Below are 19052 nucleotides of genomic sequence, written 5' to 3'. Positions count from 1 at the left end.
AGAGTCGTTCCCATGCGAACCGACTCTTCCGGCACCCTGCCGGCGCGGGAGCACCTCCCGGCCGGAGACGCCGGCACGCCTGTCCTGGACGTAGTGATCCCCGTCTACAACGAGGAGAAGGACCTCGGCCCATGCGTCATCAGACTGCAAGACCACCTCAAGCGCACCTTCCCGTACGCGTTCCGCATCACCGTCGCGGACAACGCGTCCACGGACACCACTCCCCAGGTGGCGAGGCGACTTGAGGCGGAGCTGGCCGAGGTCACGTCGTTCCGGCTGGAGCAGAAGGGCCGCGGACGTGCGCTGCGGACCGTCTGGTCGGCCTCGGACGCACCGGTCCTCGCCTACATGGACGTGGACCTGTCGACCGACCTGAACGCGCTGCTGCCCCTGGTGGCGCCGCTCATCTCCGGCCACTCCGACCTGGCGATCGGTTCCCGGCTGGCCCGCTCGTCACGCGTGGTGCGCGGCGCCAAGCGGGAGTTCATCAGCCGCTCGTACAACCTGATCCTGCGCGGCTCGCTGCAGGCCCGCTTCTCGGACGCGCAGTGCGGCTTCAAGGCGATCCGGCGCGATGTCGCGCGGGTGCTGCTGCCGATGGTCGAGGACACCGGCTGGTTCTTCGACACCGAGATGCTGGTGATCGCCGAGCGCGCGGGCCTGCGCATCCACGAGGTGCCGGTCGACTGGGTCGACGACCCGGACTCGACGGTGCACCTCGTGAAGACGGCCACCGACGACCTCAGGGGCGTGTGGCGGGTCGGCAAGGCGCTGGCCACCGGTTCGCTGCCGCTGGACCGGATCGCCCGCCCGTTCGGTGACGACCCGCGCGACCGCGACATCCAGGACGTGCCGACGGGGCTGGCCCGTCAACTGGTCGGCTTCTGCGTGGTCGGCGCGCTGTCGACCCTCTTCTACCTGGTCCTCTACAGCCTCTTCCGGGAGTTCTCCGGTTCGCAGATCGCCAACGCGCTCGCGCTGCTGGTGTCGGCGGTGGCCAACACGGCCGCCAACCGGCGCCTGACCTTCGGGGTGCGCGGCCGGGGCGGGGCGGTCCGGCACCAGGCGCAGGGCCTGGTCGTCTTCGGTATCGGCCTGGCGCTGACCAGCGGTTCGCTCGCCGCCCTGAACGCGGCGAGCAGCGACCCCGCGCACTCCACCGAACTGGCGGTGCTGGTCGCCGCCAACCTCGCCGCGACCGTCCTGCGCTTCCTGCTCTTCCGCGCCTGGGTCTTCCCGGACCGGGACGGCAGCCGGGAGGCCTCCTCCACGGTGCCGGCCGCGCACAACCCGTCGTCACCGACGTACACCGCGGTCCCCGGCGGACACCAGTCGCAGGGTCCGCTCCCGCAGCGGCCGGCGCACCCGCCCTGCGCCCAGGGCGCCGGCATGACCACCCGGCTCCGCGCCGACGAAGCCGCGGACGGCACCTGGAGGGACGCCACCACGCAGGTGCAGCCGGTGCGCCCCCATGACACCGATCCGGGGGGTCCCCGATGAGCAGCACCCACACCGGCCGTCCGACCGCCGCGTGGGGCCCGTCCCCCGAAGCCCCCCCGGTGCCCCGGCACGCGCCGGACGTCCAGGACGTTCCCGCCGGGCCGGTGCCGCGGCCGGGCTCGGGCGAGCCCGGGCAGCCCTTCGCCCGCAGACTGTGGCGCGGCCGCCCCGAGGACCCCCGCTGGGCGCGCCCGGCCTTCCTCGGCCTGCTGCTCGTCACCGCGGTGCTCTACTTCTACGACCTGAGCGCGAACGGGTACTCCAACTCGTTCTACTCGGCCGCCGTCCAGGCGGGCACCAAGAGCTGGAAGGCGATGTTCTTCGGCTCGCTGGACGCGGGCAACGCGATCACCGTCGACAAGCCCTCGGCGTTCCTGTGGCCGATGGAGATCGCGGCCCGGATCTTCGGCCTGAACTCCTGGACGATCCTCGGCCCCGAGGTCCTCATGGGCGTCGCCGCGGTCGCGGTCGTGTACGCCTCCGTGCGGCGCCGGTTCAGCCCCGCGGCCGGTCTGGTCGCGGGCGCCGTGCTCGCGCTCACCCCGGTCGCGGCGCTGATGTTCCGGTTCGACAACCCGGACGCGATGCTGGCCCTGCTGATGGCGCTGGCCTGCTACTTCGTGGTCCGCGCGGTCGAGGACGGCAAGACGAAGTGGCTGGTGCGGGCGGGCGTGGCGATCGGGTTCGCCTTCCTCGCCAAGACCCTGCAGGCCTTCCTGATCCTGCCCCCGCTGGCCTTCGTGTACGCGGCCGTCGGCCCGCACACGCTGCGGAAGCGGACCGGCCAGTTGGCGCTCGCGACCGGCGCGCTGATCGTCTCGGGCGGCTGGTGGGTGGCGGTCGTCGAGCTGTGGCCGGCCTCCTCCCGCCCCTACATCGGCGGTTCGCAGGACAACAGTTTCCTGTCGCTGACCTTCGGCTACAACGGCCTCGGCCGCCTCAGCGGCGACGAGACCGGCAGCGTCGGCGGCGGTGGCGGCGGCACCGGCTCCGGGCAGTGGGGTGCCACCGGCTGGGACCGGATGTTCGACTCCGAGATCGGCGGTCAGATCTCCTGGCTGCTCCCGGCCGCGCTGATCCTGCTGGTCGCGGGCCTGGTGGCGACGCGCCGGCTGCGCCGGACCTCGGTGACCCGGGCCTCGTTCCTGGTCTGGGGCGGCTCGCTGCTGATCACCATGGTGGTCTTCAGCTACATGGCGGGTATCTTCCATCAGTACTACACGGTCGCCCTCGCCCCCTACCTCGCCGCCGTGACCGGCATGGGCGCGGGGCTGCTGTGGGAGAAGCGCGCCGAGCTGTGGGCGTCGATCACCCTCGCCGCCGCCGTGGTCTCGGCCGCGGTCTGGGGGTACGTGCTCCTCGACCGCACCTCCGCCTACCTGCCCTGGCTGAAGTGGCTGGTGCTGGTCGGCGGTCTGACCGCCGCGCTCGGTCTGGTCTTCGCCGCCCGGATCAGCCGCCGGCTCGCCCTCGGGGCGGCGGCGGTGGGCCTGGTGGCCGCGCTGGCGGGCCCGACGGCGTACACCCTCAGCACGGTCGGCTCCGCGCACACCGGCTCCATCCCGACGGCGGGTCCGGCGGGCGCGAGCGTGATGGGCTTCGGCGGGGGTGGCGGTCCCGGCGGCGGCCGTGGTGGCTTCGGCCAGGGCGGCCAGGGCGGCCCGAACCAGCAGGGCCAGAACGGCTTCCCGGGTGGGGGCAACGGCACCGGCGGCTTCCCCGGAGGTGGCACGGGCGGCGGCATGCCGGGCCAGAACCAGCAGGGCCAGGGCCAGGGCCAGGGCCAGAACGGCAACGGTTTCCCGGGCGGCGTCCGGATGGGCGAAGGCGGCGGCATGGGCGGCGGCGGAGGAGCCGGCGGCCTGCTGAACGGCGCGGCCGTCAGCTCCGAGGCCAAGGGGCTCCTGCAGAAGGACGCGTCCGAGTACACCTGGGTCGCGGCGGCCATCGGCGCCCAGAACGCGGCGAGCTACCAGCTGGCCACCGACGACTCGGTGATGGCGATCGGTGGCTTCAACGGCACCGACCCGTCCCCGACGCCGGCCCAGTTCAAGAAGTACGTGGCGGACGGCAGGATCCACTACTTCGTCTCCTCCGGCACCGGCACCGGCACCGGCACCGGCGTCGGCAGCAGCAGCGGCACGTCCGCGCAGATCACCGCGTGGGTCGAGAAGAACTTCAAGAAGGTGACGGTCGGTTCGTCCACCTTCTACGACCTGACGCAGCAGGCGAGCGCGGGCTGACAGCGGCCCGGGAATCATGTTGTACGCCGTACAGGAATCCTCCTACGGTGTACAACATGACTTCTCGGGGGCCACCCTCAGGGCTGGCTGATCCTCGGCGTGATCTGTCTGGCGCAGCTCACCGTGCTGCTCGACAACACCGTTCTGAACGTGGCCATCCCCTCCCTCACCCGGGAGCTGCACGCGGCCACCGCGGACGTCCAGTGGATGATCAACGCGTACTCGCTCGTCCAGTCCGGCCTGCTGCTCACCGCGGGCAGCGCGGCCGACCGCTACGGCCGCAGGAGGACGCTGATCACGGGACTCGTCCTGTTCGGCGCGGGCTCGCTGGCCGCGGGCCTGGCCGGCTCCGCGGCCCAACTGGTCGCCGCACAAGCCGGCATGGGCGCGGGCGGCGCACTGCTGCTCACCACGACCCTGGCCGTGGTGATGCAGATCTTCGCCCGGGACGAACAGCCCAAGGCCATCGGCGTCTGGAGCGCCGTCAACGCGCTGGGCTTCGCGGCCGGGCCGCTGATCGGCGGGTTCGTGCTCGACCACTTCTGGTGGGGCGCGGTCTTCCTGATCAACCTCCCGGTCGCGGCGCTGGCCCCGGTGGCGGTCGTCGTCCTGGTCCCGGAGTCGAAGAACCCGCAGGGCGACCGCCCCGACCTCCTCGGCGCGCTGCTCTCCACGATCGGCATGGCCGCACCGGTCTTCGCGGTCATCTCCGGCCCCTCGCACGGCTGGACGTCGGCGCGGGTACTGGGCGCGGCGGCCGTGGCGGCGGCGGCCCTGTCCCTGTTCGCGTACTGGGAGAACCGGATCCCCCACCCGATGCTCGGCGCCCGCTTCTTCCGTGACCGCCGCTTCACGGGTGCCGTCGCGGGCGCGGTGCTCATCACCTTCGGCATGGGCGGCGCGCTCTTCCTGCTCACCCAGCACCTGCAGTTCGTCCTCGGCTACGGCCCGTTGGAGGCCGGCCTGCGCACGGCGCCGCTCGCACTCACGGTCGTCGCCCTCAACTTCTCGGGCCTGTCGGCCAGGTGGGCGGCCAGGCTGGGTACGCCGGTGGCGGTAGCCCTGGGGATACTGCTGATCTCGCTCGGGCTGGTCTCCATCGCCGTAGTCGATTCGAGCGGGTACGGCGGCACGCTGCTCGGTCTGCTGCTGATCGGAGCGGGGTGCGCGATCGCCAACCCGGCCATGGCGCACGCCGTCATGAGCGCGATCCCTCCGGAGAGGGCCGGGGTGGGCGCCGGGATCAACGGCACGCTGGCGGAGTTCGCGAACGGGCTGGGGGTGGCCGTGCTGGGCAGGTGCTGACCTCCTGGGTGGCGTCGGGGAAGTCGCTGTCGGCGGGGCTCGGGGCCGGGCAGTTGGTGGGCGCGGTCGCCATGGTGACCGGGGGGTTCGTGGCGGCGGGGCTGCTCAGGAAGGCGGAGAGGAATGTCGCTTGGGGGGTGTTGCGGCCGTAGCATCGTCGGAAGTGATCGTCGAGGAGGAGGCCGCGATGGCGCGGGCCAGTGTGTGGCTGGGGGAGAAGGCCGGCAAGGGCAGTCGTAGCGGTCAGCCGTCCGGTCTCGACCGGGCCCGCATCACCTCCGCCACCGTCCGGCTCCTGGACTCCGACGGGCTCGACAAGTTCTCCATGCGGCGCCTGGCGGCCGAGCTCAAGGTGACCGCCATGTCCGTGTACTGGTACGTCGACACCAAGGACGACCTGCTGGAACTCGCCCTCGACGCGGCCTTCGGTGAACTGCGCCTGCCGGAGCCGGCCGAAGACGGCTGGCGGGACCAACTACGGGCGCTGGCCACGGAGTACCGCGCGCTGCTGGTCCGCCACCCCTGGCTCTCCCCGCTGGCCGGCCGCTACCTGAACATCGGCCCGCACTCGCTGGCCTTCTCCCGGGCGGTCCAGCAGGTCGTCCGCCGCGCCGGCCTGCCCGCACACGGGGTGACCGGCGCGATCTCGGCCGTCTTCCAGTTCGTCTACGGCTACGGCACCATCGAGGGGCACTTCGCGGAGCGGGTGGCGGCGGCCGGCATGACCGCGGACGAGTACTTCAACACCGCGATGACCGCGGTGACCGAGGTCCCGGGCCCGGCCGCCATCATCGAGGAATCGGCGGACCTCATGGCGGCCAGAGGCGGCGACACGGTCGCCGAGATGCTGGACAGGGACTTCACCTTCGCCCTGGACCTGCTGATCGCGGGAATCGAGGCGAAGGTGACTCGCTAGGCCTCCGGCGTGGCCAGCCGCGCCGGGAAGCCGCCGGTGGCCACCGGACCCCACCTCTGCGGGGTGACCCGGATGATCGACTTGCCCTGCTTCACCATTGCCGCCCGGTACTCGTCCCAGTCCGGATGCTCCCCGGCGATGTTCCGGTAGTACTCCACCAGCGGCTCCACCGACTCCGGCGAGTCGATCACCTCCGCGGTGCCGTCGATCTGGACCCACGGCCCGTCCCAGTCGTCGCTCAGGACGATCACGCTGACGCGCTCGTCCCGCTTGGCGTTGCGGGTCTTGGCCCGCTCGGGGTACGTGGAGGCCACGATCCGCCCGGAGTCGTCGACCCCGCACGCCAGCGGTGACCCCTGGGGGCTGCCGTCGGCACGGCGCGTGAGCAGGATCGCGCGGTGGCGGGGCCGTACGAAGTCCAGCAGTTCGTCGAGGGAGACGGCGGTGTTCGTCGCGATGTTCGGTGCCATGACGTCAGCCTAGGCCGCCGGGCACCGCCCCGCCCGGTCGCTGCCTGTCCCTGCCGGTCCTACGCCTGCGGCAGGGATTCGCCCTGCACCGCCTGGATCTCCAGCTCGACCTTGAGGGTCGTACCGATGGCGGCGATGCCCGCCTGGACGACCTGGTTGTAGTTCATCGCGAAGTCCTCGCGATGCAGCTCGGCCGTCGCCCGGAACGCGGCCCGGGTGCCGCCCCAGGGGTCGGCGCCGGTGCCGAGGTAGGCGAGGTGCAGGTCGACGGGGCGTACGACCCCGCGCATGGCCAGCTCGCCGTGGACCGTCCAGCGGTCGGAGCCGGCCACCGTCAGCCCCGTCGAGGTGTACGTCAGCTCGGGGTACCGCTCGACGTCCAGGAAGTCGGCCGAGCGCAGATGCGTGTCGCGCGTGCCGTTGCCGGTGTCGATGGAGGCGGCCCGGATGACGGCCTGGACGCGGGACTTGGTGACGTCGTCGGGCGCGATCTCGATGGCCGCGGTGAAGTCCGTGAAACGGCCGCGGACACTGGAGATGCCCAGGTGCTGGGCGACCGCGGCGACGGTGGAGTGCGCCGGGTCGACGGTCCACGGGCCGGGCGGCGGCAGCTCGGTGCCGCCCTGCCGGGCGAGCGTGACCTTGCCGATCTCGGCCCGGCCGCCGGCGGTGACGATGGCGCTGGAGGCGGCGGGCGCGTAGCCCACGGCGGTGACGATGACGGTGTACGACCCGGGCGCGAGCGGGTTCGGGTCCCGCACCGTGCCCTCCTCGTCCGCCTCGACGCGCAGCACCTGCGTGCCGGTCATGTCGGTCACCGTGACGACCGCGTGCGACACGGCCCATCCGTCCCGGGTGCGGATCCTGGCGGTGAGTCCCATCCCGAATTCTCCCTGAAAACCGATCTGGAGGAGTGAAAAGGCCTATAAATTGTGCAGATTGCGACGGCCCGGGGCAGCCGATGAACCATCGCTGCCCCGGGCCGGGACGAACTACTCGCCAGGGTGGGAGAGTTCGATGTCGTGCCCGTCGACACCGGCGCCGGTGACGTTCAGGGCGGTGGCGACCGGCGGGTAGCCCGTCGCGATCACGGTGTAGTCGCCGCCGTCCAGGTCGGCGAAGGCGTACGCGCCGTCCAGGCCGGTGGTGGACGTGCCGACCACGTTGCCGGCCGCGTCCACAAGGGTGACGCGGGCATCGGCCAGCGGCCCGTGCGGGGCCCTCACCACACCCTGGAGCTGGGCGCCGGCGTCCAGGTCGACCTCGATCCGGGTGACCCCGGTGGTGCCGATCTGGACCGGCAGCGCGCGAGGACGGTACCCGGCCGCGTTCACCGCGACCGTCACCACACCCGGCACCAGGTCGCCGAAGGCGAACTGGCCCTGCTCACCGCTGGCCGCGGTGGCCAGCAGGTCACCGCGCACGTCGGTGACGATCACCATCGCGTCCTTGACCGGCAGCGCGCTGCCCGCACCGCGCACCACACCGCTCAGCCCGCTGGTGCCGCTGAGCAGGATGTCGTACGGCAGCGAGTCCTCGCCCACCAGGACGGTGGAGGCCTGCGGCTGGTAGCCGTCGGCGGAGGCGATCAGCACGTAGGAACCCGCGCCGGGGGCGTCCAGGCGGTAGGAGCCGTCGTGGCCCGCGACCGCACGGCCCAGCTGGCGGCCGGAGAGCGAGATGAGGGTGACCGCGGCCTGGGCGACCGGGGCGCTCTCGGCGCCGCGCACGAAGCCGTGCACCGGGACACCGACGGAGCCCGCCGACTGCTCGGGGGCGGCGATGGTCGCCACGGCGGCGAACTGCCGGGTGGCCTCCGTGGCGGTGTCCGTGCCGCTGACGACCGGGGCGGCCCAGCTGGGGACCGTCTCCTCGGCGGGAGCCGGCACGGCGGCGGCAGCGGCGGCCGGTGCGGCCTCGATGCCCTGCTCGGCGGCGGCCGCCTGGGCGAGCGCGCCCTTGGTCCGCAACGGGACCTCCTTGATGAACAGGGTGATCAGGAACGCGAGGGCCGCGAGGCAGCCGGCGATCAGGAAGACGTCGGCGATGCCGTGGCCGTAGGCGCTCTGGAAGAGGGTGCGCAGCGGGACCGGCAGCTTGCCCAGGTCCGGGATGCTGTCGCTGGACGAGCTGGAACCGGCCAGCGCGGCCTGGTACTTGTGCGGGAGGCCGGCGGCGCCCTCGGTCACGTAGTGCGTGATCCGGTGGGCCATCAACGCGCCCAGCGCCGAGACGCCGACCGCACCGCCGAGGGAACGGAAGAAGGTGACCGTGGAGCTGGCCGAGCCGAGGTCGGAGGGTTCGACCTGGTTCTGCGTGCAGAGCACCAGGTTCTGCATCATCATGCCGATGCCGAGGCCCAGCAGCGCCATGAAGATCGCCATCTTCCAGTACGCCGTGTCGTACCGGATGGTCCCGAGCAGGCCGAGGCCGGCCGTCACGAGCACGCCGCCGCTGACCAGCCAGGCCTTCCAGCGGCCGGTACGGGTGATGAACTGCCCGGAGACGGTGGAGGAGACGAACAGGCCGCCGATCATCGGGATGGTCAGCACGCCGGACATCGTCGGGGACTTGTCGCGGGCCAGCTGGAAGTACTGGCTGAAGAAGACCGTGCCGGTGAACATCGCGACACCGACGAACAGGGAGGCCAGCGAGGCCAGGGTGATGGTGCGGTTGCGGAACAGCCGCAGCGGGATGATCGGTTCCTTGGCCTTCGACTCGACCAGGATGAAGATCAGACCGAGGACGATCGCGCCACCGATCATCGCGTACGTCTGCCAGGAGATCCAGTCGTACTTGTCACCGGCGAAGGTGACCCAGACCAGCAGCAGCGAGACGGCGGCGGCGACGAAGAACGCGCCGGCCCAGTCGACCTTGACCTCACGCTTGACCACGGGCAGGTGCAGGGTCTTCTGCAGCACGATCAGCGCGACGACGGCGAAGGGGACGCCGACGTAGAAGCACCAGCGCCAGCCCAGCCACGAGGTGTCGGTGATGACACCGCCGAGCAGCGGGCCGCCGACGGTGGCGACGGCGAAGGTGGCACCGAGGTAGCCGGAGTAACGGCCGCGCTCACGCGGCGAGATCATCGCGGCCATGACGATCTGGGCGAGCGCCGACAGACCGCCGACGCCGATGCCCTGGACGACACGGCAGGCGATCAGCATGCCGGCGTTCTGCGACAGACCGGCGGCCGCGGATCCCAGGACGTAGATGACCAGGGCGATCTGGACGAGCGCCTTCTTGTTGTACAGGTCGGCGAGCTTGCCCCACAGCGGGGTGGCCGCGGTCATCGACAGCAGGGCCGCCGTGACGACCCAGGTGTAGGCGGACTGGCCGCCGCCCAGGTCGGTGATGATGTGCGGCAGGGCGTTGGTGACGATCGTGGAGGACAGGATCGCGACGAACATGCCGAGCAGCAGCCCGGATATCGCTTCCATGATCTGCCGGTGTGTCATCGGGGCGGCCTGCTCGACGGAGCCTCCCCCGTGCTTTGCATGGGCCCGCACACCGGCTGGTGTGGTCGTTGCCATGGGCTTCCTTTTCTTACGTCTTACGCGGGTGTACGGGTGGTCGGTTCGAGTACGGGGGTGGTGGGGGCGCGGGCGGCGGAGCCGACCGGGGCCGTGGCGGCGGCCTTCGCGGCCACCGGGAGCGGCTCGGCCGGGCCCGCCGTGGCCGGACGCGGATGGGCGACGGCGGTCCGGCAGTCACCGAAGCTGTCCCGGAGCCGGGTCATCAGCCGGATCAGGTGGTCGACCTCCTCGTCGCTCCAGTCGCCCAGCCGCTCGGTCAGCAGCTCGGTGCTGCGCCGGGACAGGTCCCGCAGCGTCGCCTCGCCCGCGGGGGTGAGGCGCAGGATGCGGGACCGCTTGTCCGCCGGATCGGGGGACCGCTCGATCCAGCCGCGTTCGGCGACATGCGCCACGTGCCTGCTGGTCACGGACATGTCCACGGCGAGCAGCTCGGCGAGCTTGCTCATGCGCATGGATCCATAGCGGCCGAGCAGCGTCAGCACGGCCGCGGAACCGGCCGGGCAGTCGTGCGGCAGGATCCGCGCGAGGTCCCGCTTCACAGCTCCGACGGCGCTGAGCTGACGCGCCAGCTCCTCGAACTGCGCCTGCTCCGCCATCACACCTCCCGTATTCGTTGCTTGGGGCAACCATAGAATGCTTGGTTGCCACAGGCAAATAAGCGGGCGGCAATGGGGACAAAAACTTGGCAAAGACAAGTATTGCGATCGTAAACACCCAGGTGGGGCGGCTTGCACTTCGGGGCGGCCCCCCACTTGGGCCGGACCACCGGATTCGCTAGTGTCTCGGGGCATGGCTAACACCCAGGGCCCGCAGGGCAACTACGACCCCGCCGGCAGCACCCAGATGTTCCGCGCGTTCGTCGACGAGGCCCCGCAGACCTCCCAGCAGACGGCGTCCCCCTCCACCGCCTCCGGCGGCCCCCGCATCGGCCTGATCCTCGGCGTCGTCGCCGTGGTGGTCGTGGTCGCGGCGGTGGCCTGGCTGGCACTCAAGTAGTCACCCGCCGCCCGCTCGGCCCCTCGGGCGGTACGAGGGCCGGGGCGGCGGCGCGACGAAGCACCCGGGGTCCGCTGCCCCGGGCTTTCGTCGTGCCCGTACGGATCCGCCGGCTCAGTTCCAGTCGACCGTCACGACCCGGGTCTCGATGTGCATGCCCAGGGGCACGCGCCAGTCGTCCACGCAGATCGTCCAGGTCGCGCTCGTACGGGCGCCGGCCGCGACCGGGGCCGGCACGGGCCGTGTCGATCCGATCGTCGCCCAGTCGATGCCCAGCAGACCGATGATGTGCGTGCCGAGCGTGACCGTGCCGGAACGGACCGCCGTGCCGCCCGAGTTGCGGAACTCGACCGTCACCTTCTCGCACCACCGTTTGTCCGTGGGCTCGCGGGTGGGGGCGCTCCAGGTGAGGGCGGCGGGCGAGGTGTGGCCGGGTGGGGCGGTGCCGGTTGGGGCGCCGGTCGGTGAAGTGGCGGACGGCCGTGACGGGTCCGGTGCCGGCGGAGCGGACTGTCGGGGCCGGGTGTCGTCGTGGCCGGAGGAGCCGGGCGAGGGCGTCGGGGCCGCGGGACCGGCCGGTCCGCCCGCCGTGTCCGCCGTGTCCGCCGGGCCGTCTCCGGCCGGGGGCGACCTGTGCGCCGTCCCCGCCGGGGAGCCGTCCAGCGGGACAAGCGTCACCGATCCCGTGGGTCCCGACGACGTCCCGGGCGGCCCCGCGGTGGCGCCCGCCGCCCCCACCGCCGTATAGCCGCCGCCGTCACCGCCTCCGCACGCCGTGAGTGCCGAGGCCAGGCAGAGGGCGGCCGCCGAAGCCGTGACGGCGCCCCGGCGGCCACTCGGTGTCCTACGGAGAAGCATCGCGCCAGTGTGGCTGACGCTCCGTCAGTAAGGAACCCGTCGGAACCGGTTCAGTCCGCGATCAGGCCCTCACGGAGCTGGGCCAGGGTGCGGGTCAGCAGGCGGGAGACATGCATCTGGGAGATGCCGACCTCTTCGCCGATCTGGGACTGGGTCATGTTCGCGAAGAAGCGGAGCATGATGATCCGGCGCTCGCGGGGCGGGAGCTTGGCCAGCAGCGGCTTCAGCGACTCGCGGTACTCGACGCCCTCCAGGGCCGTGTCCTCGTAGCCGAGGCGGTCGGCCAGCGAGCCCTCGCCGCCGTCGTCCTCGGGGGCCGGGGAGTCGAGAGAGGAGGCGGTGTACGCGTTGCCGACGGCCAGACCGTCGACCACGTCCTCCTCGGACACACCGAGGACCGCGGCCAGTTCGGTGACCGTCGGGGAGCGGTCCAGCTTCTGGGAGAGCTCGTCGCTGGCCTTGGTGAGGGCCAGGCGCAGCTCCTGGAGCCGGCGCGGGACGCGCACCGACCAGGAGGTGTCCCGGAAGAACCGCTTGATCTCGCCGACGACCGTCGGCATCGCGAACGTCGGGAACTCCACGCCCCGTTCGCAGTCGAAGCGGTCGATCGCCTTGATCAGGCCGATGGTGCCGACCTGGACGATGTCCTCCATCGGCTCGTTGCGGCTGCGGAAGCGGGCCGCCGCGTAGCGCACGAGGGGGAGGTTCAGTTCGATCAGGGTGTCCCGGACGTAGGCACGCTCGGGGCTGTCCTCATCGAGTGCGGCGAGACGCAGGAACAGGGAGCGGGACAGGGTGCGGGTGTCGAGGTTTCCCGAGGCCACCGGGGATTCCGGGGTCGGAGGGGTCTCCAGCGCCGGGGCGCCGTCGATGCTGTCGAGCACGTCGATGGCGTCGAGCTCCTTGGGCGCTGCCTCGCTCTTCGTGAGCGTAAGCACCTTCGAGCTGCCCTGGTCTGCGGACATGCCACCCCCTTTGGGTCGCGGGACGGTCGCGGCGACGCCCCTCACGAGGAGCGGCGCCTTCACCTGAATACCGGAGCCGAAGCCCCGGCAAACGCGCTTCCCGCAGAATGTCACATGTCGGCAACACGCTGTAGTGACATGTCGACATGTAAGAACCGAATCGGCCCTGCGTGCAAGGGGTCTGACGTTATTTCGACCCCCAACTGTCGGGAAGTGTGCTGGTGAGCGATTCGCTCGCGACGGTGATGGCTCGATCCTGCTTGCGGTTATGGCCGCGCCAAGTCACCTGAAGCGCGTCTCGGACCGGTAACGGGCCGGCCTGCGGGCGCTGCGCCGGTGCGTGCGGAGGACCGCGCGACGGCGCATGCGCCGTCGCGCTTGGCGGCCTCCGGCGGCTGGGCGGGGGTGCGGGGTGGATGCCGCCGTGGGGCCCGGCGGCGCCGTGGGGGCGCGGTGCGGGGCGGCGCCTGGCAGAGGCCGCGGCGGTGGGCCGGGCTTCGGCGCTGTTCGCCGGGCGCCGTCGCGCGGTGCGGTGCGGCGCGGTGCGGGCTTCGGGGCGGATCGTGGCGTGGGGCTGGAAGCGGGCCCGGGGCGGCCCGCGGTGCGCGGTGCGGGGGCGGGCCGCGAGGCGAGGCTCGGCGCGGGACTCGGGGCAGGGGTGGCGGTGGGTCAGGCCTCGATGCGGTTCGCCGAACGCAGTCGCTGGAAGCTGCGGGCCAGGAGGCGGGAGACGTGCATCTGGGAGACGCCCAGCTCCGCGCTGATCTGCGACTGGGTGAGGTTGCTGTAGTAGCGCAGGAGGAGGATCCGCTGCTCCCGCTCGGGGAGCTGGACCAGCAGATGGCGGACCAGGTCGCGGTGTTCCACACCGTCCAGGGCCGGGTCCTCGTAGCCGATGCGGTCCAGCAGGCCCGGCAGCCCGTCGCCCTCCTGGGCGGCCTCCAGGGAGGTCGCGTGGTACGACCGGCCGGCCTCGATGCAGGACAGCACCTCCTCCTCGCTGATCCGCAGCCGTTCGGCGATCTCGGCGGTGGAGGGGGAGCGCCCGAAGGCGGTGGTCAGGTCCTCGGTCGCGCTGTTCACCTGGACCCACAGCTCGTGCAGCCGGCGCGGGACGTGCACGGTGCGGACGTTGTCCCGGAAGTAGCGCTTGATCTCGCCGACGACGGTCGGCATCGCGAAGGTCGGGAACTGCACGCCCCGTTCCGGGTCGAAGCGGTCGATGGCGTTGATCAGCCCGATGGTGCCGACCTGGACGACGTCCTCCATCGGCTCGTTGCGGGAGCGGAAGCGGGCGGCCGCGTAGCGCACGAGAGGGAGGTTCGCCTCGATGAGCGCCGCCCGCACGCGGTTGTGCTCCGGCGTGCCCGGCTTGAGGTCCTTCAGCTGCCCGAAGAGCACCTGGGTCAGCGCCCGGGTGTCGGCGCCCCGACGCTTCTCCGGGGGCGGCGCGGGCGCCTGGGCGGGGGGCTGGACCGTTCCTTGGGCGGGAGGCTGGGCAGTGGGGGGAGCGGGGGCGGGCGCCTCTTCCTGGGGCGGCGCAGAACTGGCCGACACGGTCAACGCCACCTCTTCATCGGTCAATCATCCGTCAAAAGCGGTCATAGCATCACAAGACATGTGCACCGTGCGCAAGCACCCCATAACGTCGTGTTGAGAGTGAAAGTCGGCAAGTTGGGGCATAACCCACAGAAAAGCCCCCCACCGTTCCCGGTGGAGGGCCTGTCTCCAGAAGCCGTCGCGCGGCCGTCGAGGAGGCGCGGTACGGCTCAGAACTCGTAGTCCGCGATCACCCACGTGGCGAACTCCCGCCACTGCGCGGCGGCCGCCTGGTGGGCCGGGTGCTCCAGGTACCGCTTCAGCGCGTCCGCGTCCTCGACGGCCGAGTTGATCGCGAAGTCGTGGGCGATGGGGCGCTCGGTGATGTTCCAGCCGCACTCCCAGTGGCGCAGGTCCTCGATCTGGCCGCCGAGCGCGGCGAAGGCCGCGGCGCCCGCGACGGCCCGCGGATCGTCGCGCCCGACGCCCTCGTCGAGTTTGAAGAGGACGAGGTGGCGGATCATGGCTGCTCCCGGGGTGGTGCGCTATTTGGCTCCGTCGACGAGCCAGGTCATGAACGATCCGATGGCCTTGGCCGCGTCCGATATGCCCTCGAATCCTATCTGGACGTAATCGGCTGCCTTGGCCGGGTCTGTAATGATCACGTAGAGCGCGAAGACCACGAGCACGTACGTGGCGATCTTCTTGGCATTCACCGCCACCGCGGCCTCCCCTGTGCCTGCCTCTGCCGGCGTGTCTGCGTAGCCTGTGGACCCTGCTGCCGGCCGCGAGTGTAACCTTCACGCCCCCCTCCGCGGCCAACGGCCCGCTGGTCGCGGCCCGTTGCCGGACCAGGGGGCGTGAACGGGGGCGCGCGACGGACGCGGTCCGCGCAGGTCCGGGGATGGACGCAGAAAGGGCCCCGTCTTTCGACGGGGCCCTTCTCCGGCGGTAGCGGAGGGATTTGAACCCTCGGTGACTTGCGCCACACTCGCTTTCGAGGCGAGCTCCTTCGGCCGCTCGGACACGCTACCGAGAGAGACCTTACAGCACGGGGGGCCGTGCTCTGAAATCGCTGTTCGGGGTCCTGGAGCGGCACCGGGAGCGGCCCTCAGCGGTCCCGGAAGAATTCCCTGAGCAGCCCGGCGGACTCCTCCGCCAGGACGCCCTCGACGACTTCGGGACGGTGGTTCAGACGCCGGTCGCGCACGACGTCCCAGAGCGAGCCGGCGGCCCCGGCCTTCTCGTCGCGGGCGCCGTAGACGACCCGGTCGACCCGGGACTGGACCAGGGCCCCGGCACACATGGTGCAGGGCTCCAGCGTGACCACGAGGGTGCAGCCGGTGAGCCGCCACTCCCCGAGGGCCGCGGCGGCCCGGCGCAGCGCGAGGACCTCGGCGTGCGCGGTCGGGTCGCCGGTGGCCTCGCGTTCGTTGTGACCGGTCGCGAGCACCGTCGTACCGTCCGGGGACAGCACGACGGCGCCGACGGGGACGTCCCCGCCCCGGACGGCCTGTCCGGCCTGGTCCAGGGCGAGCCGCATGGCGGCCCGCCAGCGGTCGCGTACCGGGTCCGGGGACCCGGCTGCCTCGTGGGAGGTCAGCGGACGGTCTCCAGGACCTCGGCGGCGCCCAGGACCTCGGCGATCTCGCTGAGCGCGTCGTCGCTCAGCGAGAGCAGCTCCTTCGCGCTCACCCCCAGGTCGTCGAGGATCCCGCTGTCACCGACCGGGCCGGACGGCACGGCGGACGTGTCCGTGTCCTCGTCGTCCTCGGCCTCCGGCTCACCGTCCTCGGTGCCGTCGAGGTCGAGGGCGTCCAGGTCGTCGTCTTCGTCCTTGGGCTCCCTTCCGAGCAGTTCGTCGGTGAGCAGGAGCTCGCCGTACGAGCTACGGGCGGCGGCGGCCGCGTTGGAGACGAAGACCCGGGGGTCCTCCTCGCCGTCCACGCGCACGACGCCGAACCACGCGTCTTCCTGCTCGATGAAGACGAGCACCGTGTCGTCGGCGTCCGGCGCCGATTCCCGGGCCAGGTCGGCCAGGTCCGACAAGGTCTCCACATCGTCGAGCTCTGTGTCGCTCGCTTCCCACCCGTCTTCGGTGCGCGCGAGCAGTGCGGCGAAGTACACCGTGACTCTCCCACTGGTCTTAGGCGTGCCGGTTGGGGGTCCCCCCGGCGGAGGTCATGGGCGGGGAGAGCTGGGCTCCGAGCCCCACCCACTCGGAATCGTGGCAGAAACAAGGCGCTCAGGGGACGTCTTCGGCTCCCTGTGTCTGGCAGTTTTGATCGCACGTATGCAAAGAGACGTCCAGGTAACCGCGTACGGAGTCACCAGCGCACTCGTTGCCGCCACCTGCGGATCGTACGCGGGTTTTCCCGCGGTCCACGCACGGCCTTCCCCCGTGCCGGACCGCAACGCGCGCCAAGCGGTGGATCTTTGCCGAAGGATCCGCTTCACGACTCTCGCCGTTCTCACGGATTTGCCGACTCCTACCAGCGGAACGTCCGCATACGCATGGCGTGTCGCAGCCGGGCCGTCTTGACGCGGCGCGGCTGGACCCGGTCGCGCAGCGCCCTGGCCTCGGCGAGATCGCGCAGGAAGCGGGCGCGGCGGCGACGCCGCTCGGCCTCCGTCTCGCCCTCGGGCGCGCCGTACGCGCGGTCGTCAGGTTCAGGCTGATCAGACACGGTCACACCACCCCAGTCCGGTCACTCCCGCGTTCCCCCGGACGGGGAGTTTGATGCCACCGCGACCTCATGTGGGCCCCGCGCGAGGGGTGCGCGGACGCGGTTACTGTTGTCGGCATGCGTCTCCACGTCGTCGACCACCCTCTGGTCGCCCACAAGCTCACCACCCTGCGCGACCAGCGCACCGACTCCGCGACGTTCCGGCGGCTCGCCGACGAACTGGTCACGCTGCTCGCCTACGAGGCGACGCGCGACGTGCGGACCGAGGCCGTCGACGTCCAGACCCCGGTCTCGCGTACGACCGGCGTCAAGCTCGCCCGTCCCCGCCCGCTGGTGGTGCCGATCCTGCGCGCCGGGCTCGGCATGCTGGACGGCATGGTCCGGCTGCTGCCGACGGCCGAGGTGGGCTTCCTGGGCATGATCCGCAACGAGGAGACGCTCCAGGCGTCCACGTACGCCTCACGGATGCCGGAGGACCTCTCCGGGCGCCAGGTGTACGTCCTGGACCCGATGCTGGCCACGGGCGGCACCCTGGTCGCGGCGATCCGTGAGCTCATCGGGAGGGGCGCGGACGATGTGACGGCGGTGGTCCTGCTGGCCGCGCCGGAGGGCGTCGAGGTCATGGAGCGGGAGCTGGCGGGGACGCCGGTCACGGTCGTCACGGCCGCCGTCGACGACCACCTCAACGAGCACGGCTACATCGTCCCGGGCCTGGGCGACGCGGGCGACCGCCTGTACGGCGCGGCCGAGTAGGAGCCGTTCGTCCCGGCACCGCAGGGGTGCGGGGCGCGTCGGGTTCCGCGGCTCCGTCGCGGGCTGCTCGCGCAGTCCCCCGCGCCCCTGCGGGCGGACGCCTCGGGCGGCGTTCGGATCTCGCCCCCGTCCCCCGCTCCGCGCGCGGCATCCCGTGGCTCAGCAGTTCCTCTTCGACGCCTTCGGCTCGGGGTGGGACAGGGCCGTGATGGCCTTCGCGGCCGTCGCCTGGGGCGTGAGGGCCTTGAAGGCGTTGCCCAGGATCAGGTCCACGGCGGCGCCCTTGCGGCCCGCCTCCGTGCGCTGGTCCGGTGCGGTGAGCTGGGTGGCCAGCACCGGCAGGGACGTGTGCAGGGCCGAGGCCGGTCCGAGCAGTATCGCCGTGCCCTTGACCTTCGCGTCGAACTTCGCCGGTGCGTTGCCGACGTCGCCGATCTTGAAGCCGCGTTTCCTGAGTTCGTCCGCGGTGTCCTTGGCCAGGCCCGTACGGGTCGTGGCGTTGTAGACGTTCACCGTGATCTGGGCGGGCTTCGGCAGTGCCGCCGCGGACGCGCCGTCGGTGGGACCCGTACTCGCCGCGGCCTGCTTCACGCACGCCGTGGAGCCGGCCGCCGCAGCCTCTTTGCCGCCGCCCGTGAAGACGTCGATGAGCTGCAGGGTGCCCCAGCCGACGAGGCCGAGCGCGGTGACGGAGGCGACCATGGAGAGGACGAGCCGGGCACGCCGCCGGCGTGGGCGCATGCGAGGGTATTTGTCCCCGGTGATCCGGTACTGGCCGCCCATGCCGGGGGGAGTCAGCATGCTCATGAGCGCAGCGTAGTGCGCCACGGGTGCGTTGACTAATAGATGATCATCCGACGTCGCACGGTCCAACCCGAAAGGGGCAACCGGCGTGAAACGGCGGGTGGCGCACGGGTGTCGGCCGGAACGGTCGATCCGGCCGAGCCGGGTCAGTCCAGTTCGAGCACGCGTGCGTGCAGCACCTGACGCTGCTGGAGGGCGGCGCGGACCGCACGGTGCAGCCCGTCCTCCAGGTACAGGTCGCCCTGCCACTTCACGACGTGCGCGAAGAGGTCGCCGTAGAACGTCGAGTCCTCGGCGAGGAGGGTCTCCAGGTCGAGCTGTCCCTTGGTCGTCACGAGCTGATCGAGGCGGACCGGGCGCGGTGCGACGTCCGCCCACTGCCGGGTGCTCTCCCGGCCGTGGTCGGGGTACGGCCGGCCGTTTCCGATGCGCTTGAAGATCACACGGAAAGCCTACCGGTCCTGACGTTCCGGGCGCAGC

At 71.7% G+C, this 19052-nt stretch carries 19 protein-coding genes, 1 tRNA gene and 1 pseudogene; 6 read left to right on the top strand and 15 right to left on the bottom strand.

Going from position 1 to position 19052, the window contains the following annotated elements; genetic code table 11:
• The first annotated feature begins 12 nt into the window (after nucleotides 1–12).
• The 4 genes and pseudogenes from ACZ4O3_RS18190 (at nucleotide 13) to ACZ4O3_RS18175 (ending at nucleotide 5964) form a co-directional block, all read left to right on the top strand.
• Nucleotides 13–1500, top strand: coding sequence for a bifunctional glycosyltransferase family 2/GtrA family protein (locus tag ACZ4O3_RS18190; protein WP_467722952.1), 1488 nt, complete (start codon nucleotides 13–15; stop codon nucleotides 1498–1500).
• Nucleotides 1497–3743, top strand: a complete 2247-nt coding sequence (locus ACZ4O3_RS18185; RefSeq protein WP_467722950.1) for a glycosyltransferase family 39 protein — start codon at nucleotides 1497–1499, stop codon at nucleotides 3741–3743. Before ACZ4O3_RS18190 ends, ACZ4O3_RS18185 begins: the two co-directional genes overlap by 4 nt.
• Nucleotides 3744–3830: 87 nt before the next feature.
• A pseudogene (locus tag ACZ4O3_RS18180) lies at nucleotides 3831–5200 on the top strand (MFS transporter).
• Between the two features lie 35 nt (nucleotides 5201–5235).
• Nucleotides 5236–5964 (top strand): TetR/AcrR family transcriptional regulator, encoded by a 729-nt coding sequence (locus ACZ4O3_RS18175; RefSeq protein WP_467723255.1) that lies wholly within the window; start codon nucleotides 5236–5238, stop codon nucleotides 5962–5964.
• On the opposite strand, the gene ACZ4O3_RS18170 is transcribed toward ACZ4O3_RS18175, so the two are convergent.
• From ACZ4O3_RS18170 to ACZ4O3_RS18155, 4 genes are all read right to left on the bottom strand, one after another.
• Nucleotides 5961–6434 (bottom strand): PPOX class F420-dependent oxidoreductase, encoded by a 474-nt coding sequence (locus tag ACZ4O3_RS18170; RefSeq protein ID WP_362724702.1) that lies wholly within the window; start codon nucleotides 6432–6434, stop codon nucleotides 5961–5963. The genes ACZ4O3_RS18175 and ACZ4O3_RS18170 overlap by 4 nt on opposite strands.
• Before the next feature lie 59 nt (nucleotides 6435–6493).
• The gene (locus ACZ4O3_RS18165) at nucleotides 6494–7315 is read right to left on the bottom strand and encodes a YceI family protein (protein WP_362724705.1); all 822 of its coding nucleotides are present in this window, start codon (nucleotides 7313–7315) and stop codon (nucleotides 6494–6496) included.
• 111 nt (nucleotides 7316–7426) lie between these two features.
• Nucleotides 7427–9892: an MFS transporter gene (locus tag ACZ4O3_RS18160; protein WP_467723253.1), complete on the bottom strand. Its 2466-nt coding sequence runs from the start codon at nucleotides 9890–9892 to the stop codon at nucleotides 7427–7429.
• A gap of 95 nt (nucleotides 9893–9987) precedes the next feature.
• Nucleotides 9988–10566 carry a MarR family winged helix-turn-helix transcriptional regulator gene (locus ACZ4O3_RS18155; RefSeq protein ID WP_467722948.1) on the bottom strand — a complete coding sequence of 193 codons (579 nt, stop codon included), beginning with the start codon at nucleotides 10564–10566 and terminating at the stop codon, nucleotides 9988–9990.
• 193 nt (nucleotides 10567–10759) lie between these two features.
• Between ACZ4O3_RS18155 and ACZ4O3_RS18150 the strand changes: the two genes are divergently transcribed.
• Nucleotides 10760–10966: a hypothetical protein gene (locus ACZ4O3_RS18150; RefSeq protein WP_362730095.1), complete on the top strand. Its 207-nt coding sequence runs from the start codon at nucleotides 10760–10762 to the stop codon at nucleotides 10964–10966.
• 114 nt (nucleotides 10967–11080) lie between these two features.
• On the opposite strand, the gene ACZ4O3_RS18145 is transcribed toward ACZ4O3_RS18150, so the two are convergent.
• From ACZ4O3_RS18145 to ACZ4O3_RS18105, 9 genes are all read right to left on the bottom strand, one after another.
• On the bottom strand, nucleotides 11081–11824 hold the full coding sequence (locus ACZ4O3_RS18145) for a hypothetical protein (protein WP_467722946.1): 744 nt from the start codon (nucleotides 11822–11824) through the stop codon (nucleotides 11081–11083).
• A 50-nt stretch (nucleotides 11825–11874) separates the two neighbouring features.
• On the bottom strand, nucleotides 11875–12789 hold the full coding sequence (locus ACZ4O3_RS18140) for an RNA polymerase sigma factor SigF (RefSeq protein ID WP_384990858.1): 915 nt from the start codon (nucleotides 12787–12789) through the stop codon (nucleotides 11875–11877).
• Nucleotides 12790–13458: 669 nt separating this feature from the next.
• Entirely contained in the window at nucleotides 13459–14346 is an 888-nt protein-coding gene (locus ACZ4O3_RS18135; RefSeq protein WP_362731391.1) for an RNA polymerase sigma factor SigF, read from the bottom strand.
• 212 nt (nucleotides 14347–14558) lie between these two features.
• Complete coding sequence (locus tag ACZ4O3_RS18130; RefSeq protein ID WP_362731393.1) at nucleotides 14559–14852, bottom strand: Dabb family protein; 294 nt, start codon at nucleotides 14850–14852, stop codon at nucleotides 14559–14561.
• 21 nt (nucleotides 14853–14873) lie between these two features.
• A complete protein-coding gene (locus tag ACZ4O3_RS18125) occupies nucleotides 14874–15050 on the bottom strand; it encodes a hypothetical protein (RefSeq protein WP_362731395.1) in 177 nt (58 codons plus the stop codon).
• A 227-nt stretch (nucleotides 15051–15277) separates the two neighbouring features.
• Nucleotides 15278–15362, bottom strand: a tRNA-Ser gene (locus tag ACZ4O3_RS18120).
• A 77-nt stretch (nucleotides 15363–15439) separates the two neighbouring features.
• The gene (tadA, locus tag ACZ4O3_RS18115; RefSeq protein ID WP_384990851.1) at nucleotides 15440–15871 is read right to left on the bottom strand and encodes a tRNA adenosine(34) deaminase TadA; all 432 of its coding nucleotides are present in this window, start codon (nucleotides 15869–15871) and stop codon (nucleotides 15440–15442) included.
• A gap of 56 nt (nucleotides 15872–15927) precedes the next feature.
• A complete protein-coding gene (locus ACZ4O3_RS18110; protein ID WP_351316212.1) occupies nucleotides 15928–16455 on the bottom strand; it encodes a tRNA adenosine deaminase-associated protein in 528 nt (175 codons plus the stop codon).
• 362 nt (nucleotides 16456–16817) lie between these two features.
• Nucleotides 16818–17015 (bottom strand): hypothetical protein, encoded by a 198-nt coding sequence (locus ACZ4O3_RS18105; RefSeq protein ID WP_362731573.1) that lies wholly within the window; start codon nucleotides 17013–17015, stop codon nucleotides 16818–16820.
• Nucleotides 17016–17132: 117 nt separating this feature from the next.
• On the opposite strand from ACZ4O3_RS18105, the gene upp reads away from it, so the two are divergent.
• Nucleotides 17133–17768, top strand: a complete 636-nt coding sequence (gene upp / locus ACZ4O3_RS18100) for a uracil phosphoribosyltransferase (RefSeq protein WP_362731575.1) — start codon at nucleotides 17133–17135, stop codon at nucleotides 17766–17768.
• Between the two features lie 159 nt (nucleotides 17769–17927).
• Here upp and ACZ4O3_RS18095 read toward each other — a convergent pair whose 3' ends face one another.
• Nucleotides 17928–18575 carry a LytR C-terminal domain-containing protein gene (locus tag ACZ4O3_RS18095; protein WP_467722943.1) on the bottom strand — a complete coding sequence of 216 codons (648 nt, stop codon included), beginning with the start codon at nucleotides 18573–18575 and terminating at the stop codon, nucleotides 17928–17930.
• A 143-nt stretch (nucleotides 18576–18718) separates the two neighbouring features.
• On the bottom strand, nucleotides 18719–19015 hold the full coding sequence (locus tag ACZ4O3_RS18090) for a type II toxin-antitoxin system VapB family antitoxin (protein ID WP_003999914.1): 297 nt from the start codon (nucleotides 19013–19015) through the stop codon (nucleotides 18719–18721).
• Between the last annotated feature and the right edge of the window lie 37 nt (nucleotides 19016–19052).

It is taken from the genome of Streptomyces sp. NPDC026515 (assembly GCF_055567595.1).
This window is presented reverse-complemented; position numbering and strand designations above follow the sequence as displayed.

Coding starts and splice junctions, on each gene's coding strand:
- ACZ4O3_RS18175 (WP_467723255.1), top strand. CDS start 5,236: ATGGCGCGGGCCAGTGTGTGGCTGGGGGAGAAGGCCGGCAAGGGCAGT.
- upp (WP_362731575.1), top strand. CDS start 17,133: ATGCGTCTCCACGTCGTCGACCACCCTCTGGTCGCCCACAAGCTCACC.
- ACZ4O3_RS18130 (WP_362731393.1), bottom strand. CDS start 14,852: ATGATCCGCCACCTCGTCCTCTTCAAACTCGACGAGGGCGTCGGGCGC.
- ACZ4O3_RS18160 (WP_467723253.1), bottom strand. CDS start 9,892: ATGACACACCGGCAGATCATGGAAGCGATATCCGGGCTGCTGCTCGGC.
- ACZ4O3_RS18140 (WP_384990858.1), bottom strand. CDS start 12,789: ATGTCCGCAGACCAGGGCAGCTCGAAGGTGCTTACGCTCACGAAGAGC.
- ACZ4O3_RS18165 (WP_362724705.1), bottom strand. CDS start 7,315: ATGGGACTCACCGCCAGGATCCGCACCCGGGACGGATGGGCCGTGTCG.
- ACZ4O3_RS18145 (WP_467722946.1), bottom strand. CDS start 11,824: ATGCTTCTCCGTAGGACACCGAGTGGCCGCCGGGGCGCCGTCACGGCT.
- ACZ4O3_RS18190 (WP_467722952.1), top strand. CDS start 13: ATGCGAACCGACTCTTCCGGCACCCTGCCGGCGCGGGAGCACCTCCCG.
- ACZ4O3_RS18185 (WP_467722950.1), top strand. CDS start 1,497: ATGAGCAGCACCCACACCGGCCGTCCGACCGCCGCGTGGGGCCCGTCC.
- tadA (WP_384990851.1), bottom strand. CDS start 15,871: ATGCGGCTCGCCCTGGACCAGGCCGGACAGGCCGTCCGGGGCGGGGAC.
- ACZ4O3_RS18095 (WP_467722943.1), bottom strand. CDS start 18,575: ATGAGCATGCTGACTCCCCCCGGCATGGGCGGCCAGTACCGGATCACC.
- ACZ4O3_RS18155 (WP_467722948.1), bottom strand. CDS start 10,566: ATGGCGGAGCAGGCGCAGTTCGAGGAGCTGGCGCGTCAGCTCAGCGCC.
- ACZ4O3_RS18170 (WP_362724702.1), bottom strand. CDS start 6,434: ATGGCACCGAACATCGCGACGAACACCGCCGTCTCCCTCGACGAACTG.
- ACZ4O3_RS18150 (WP_362730095.1), top strand. CDS start 10,760: ATGGCTAACACCCAGGGCCCGCAGGGCAACTACGACCCCGCCGGCAGC.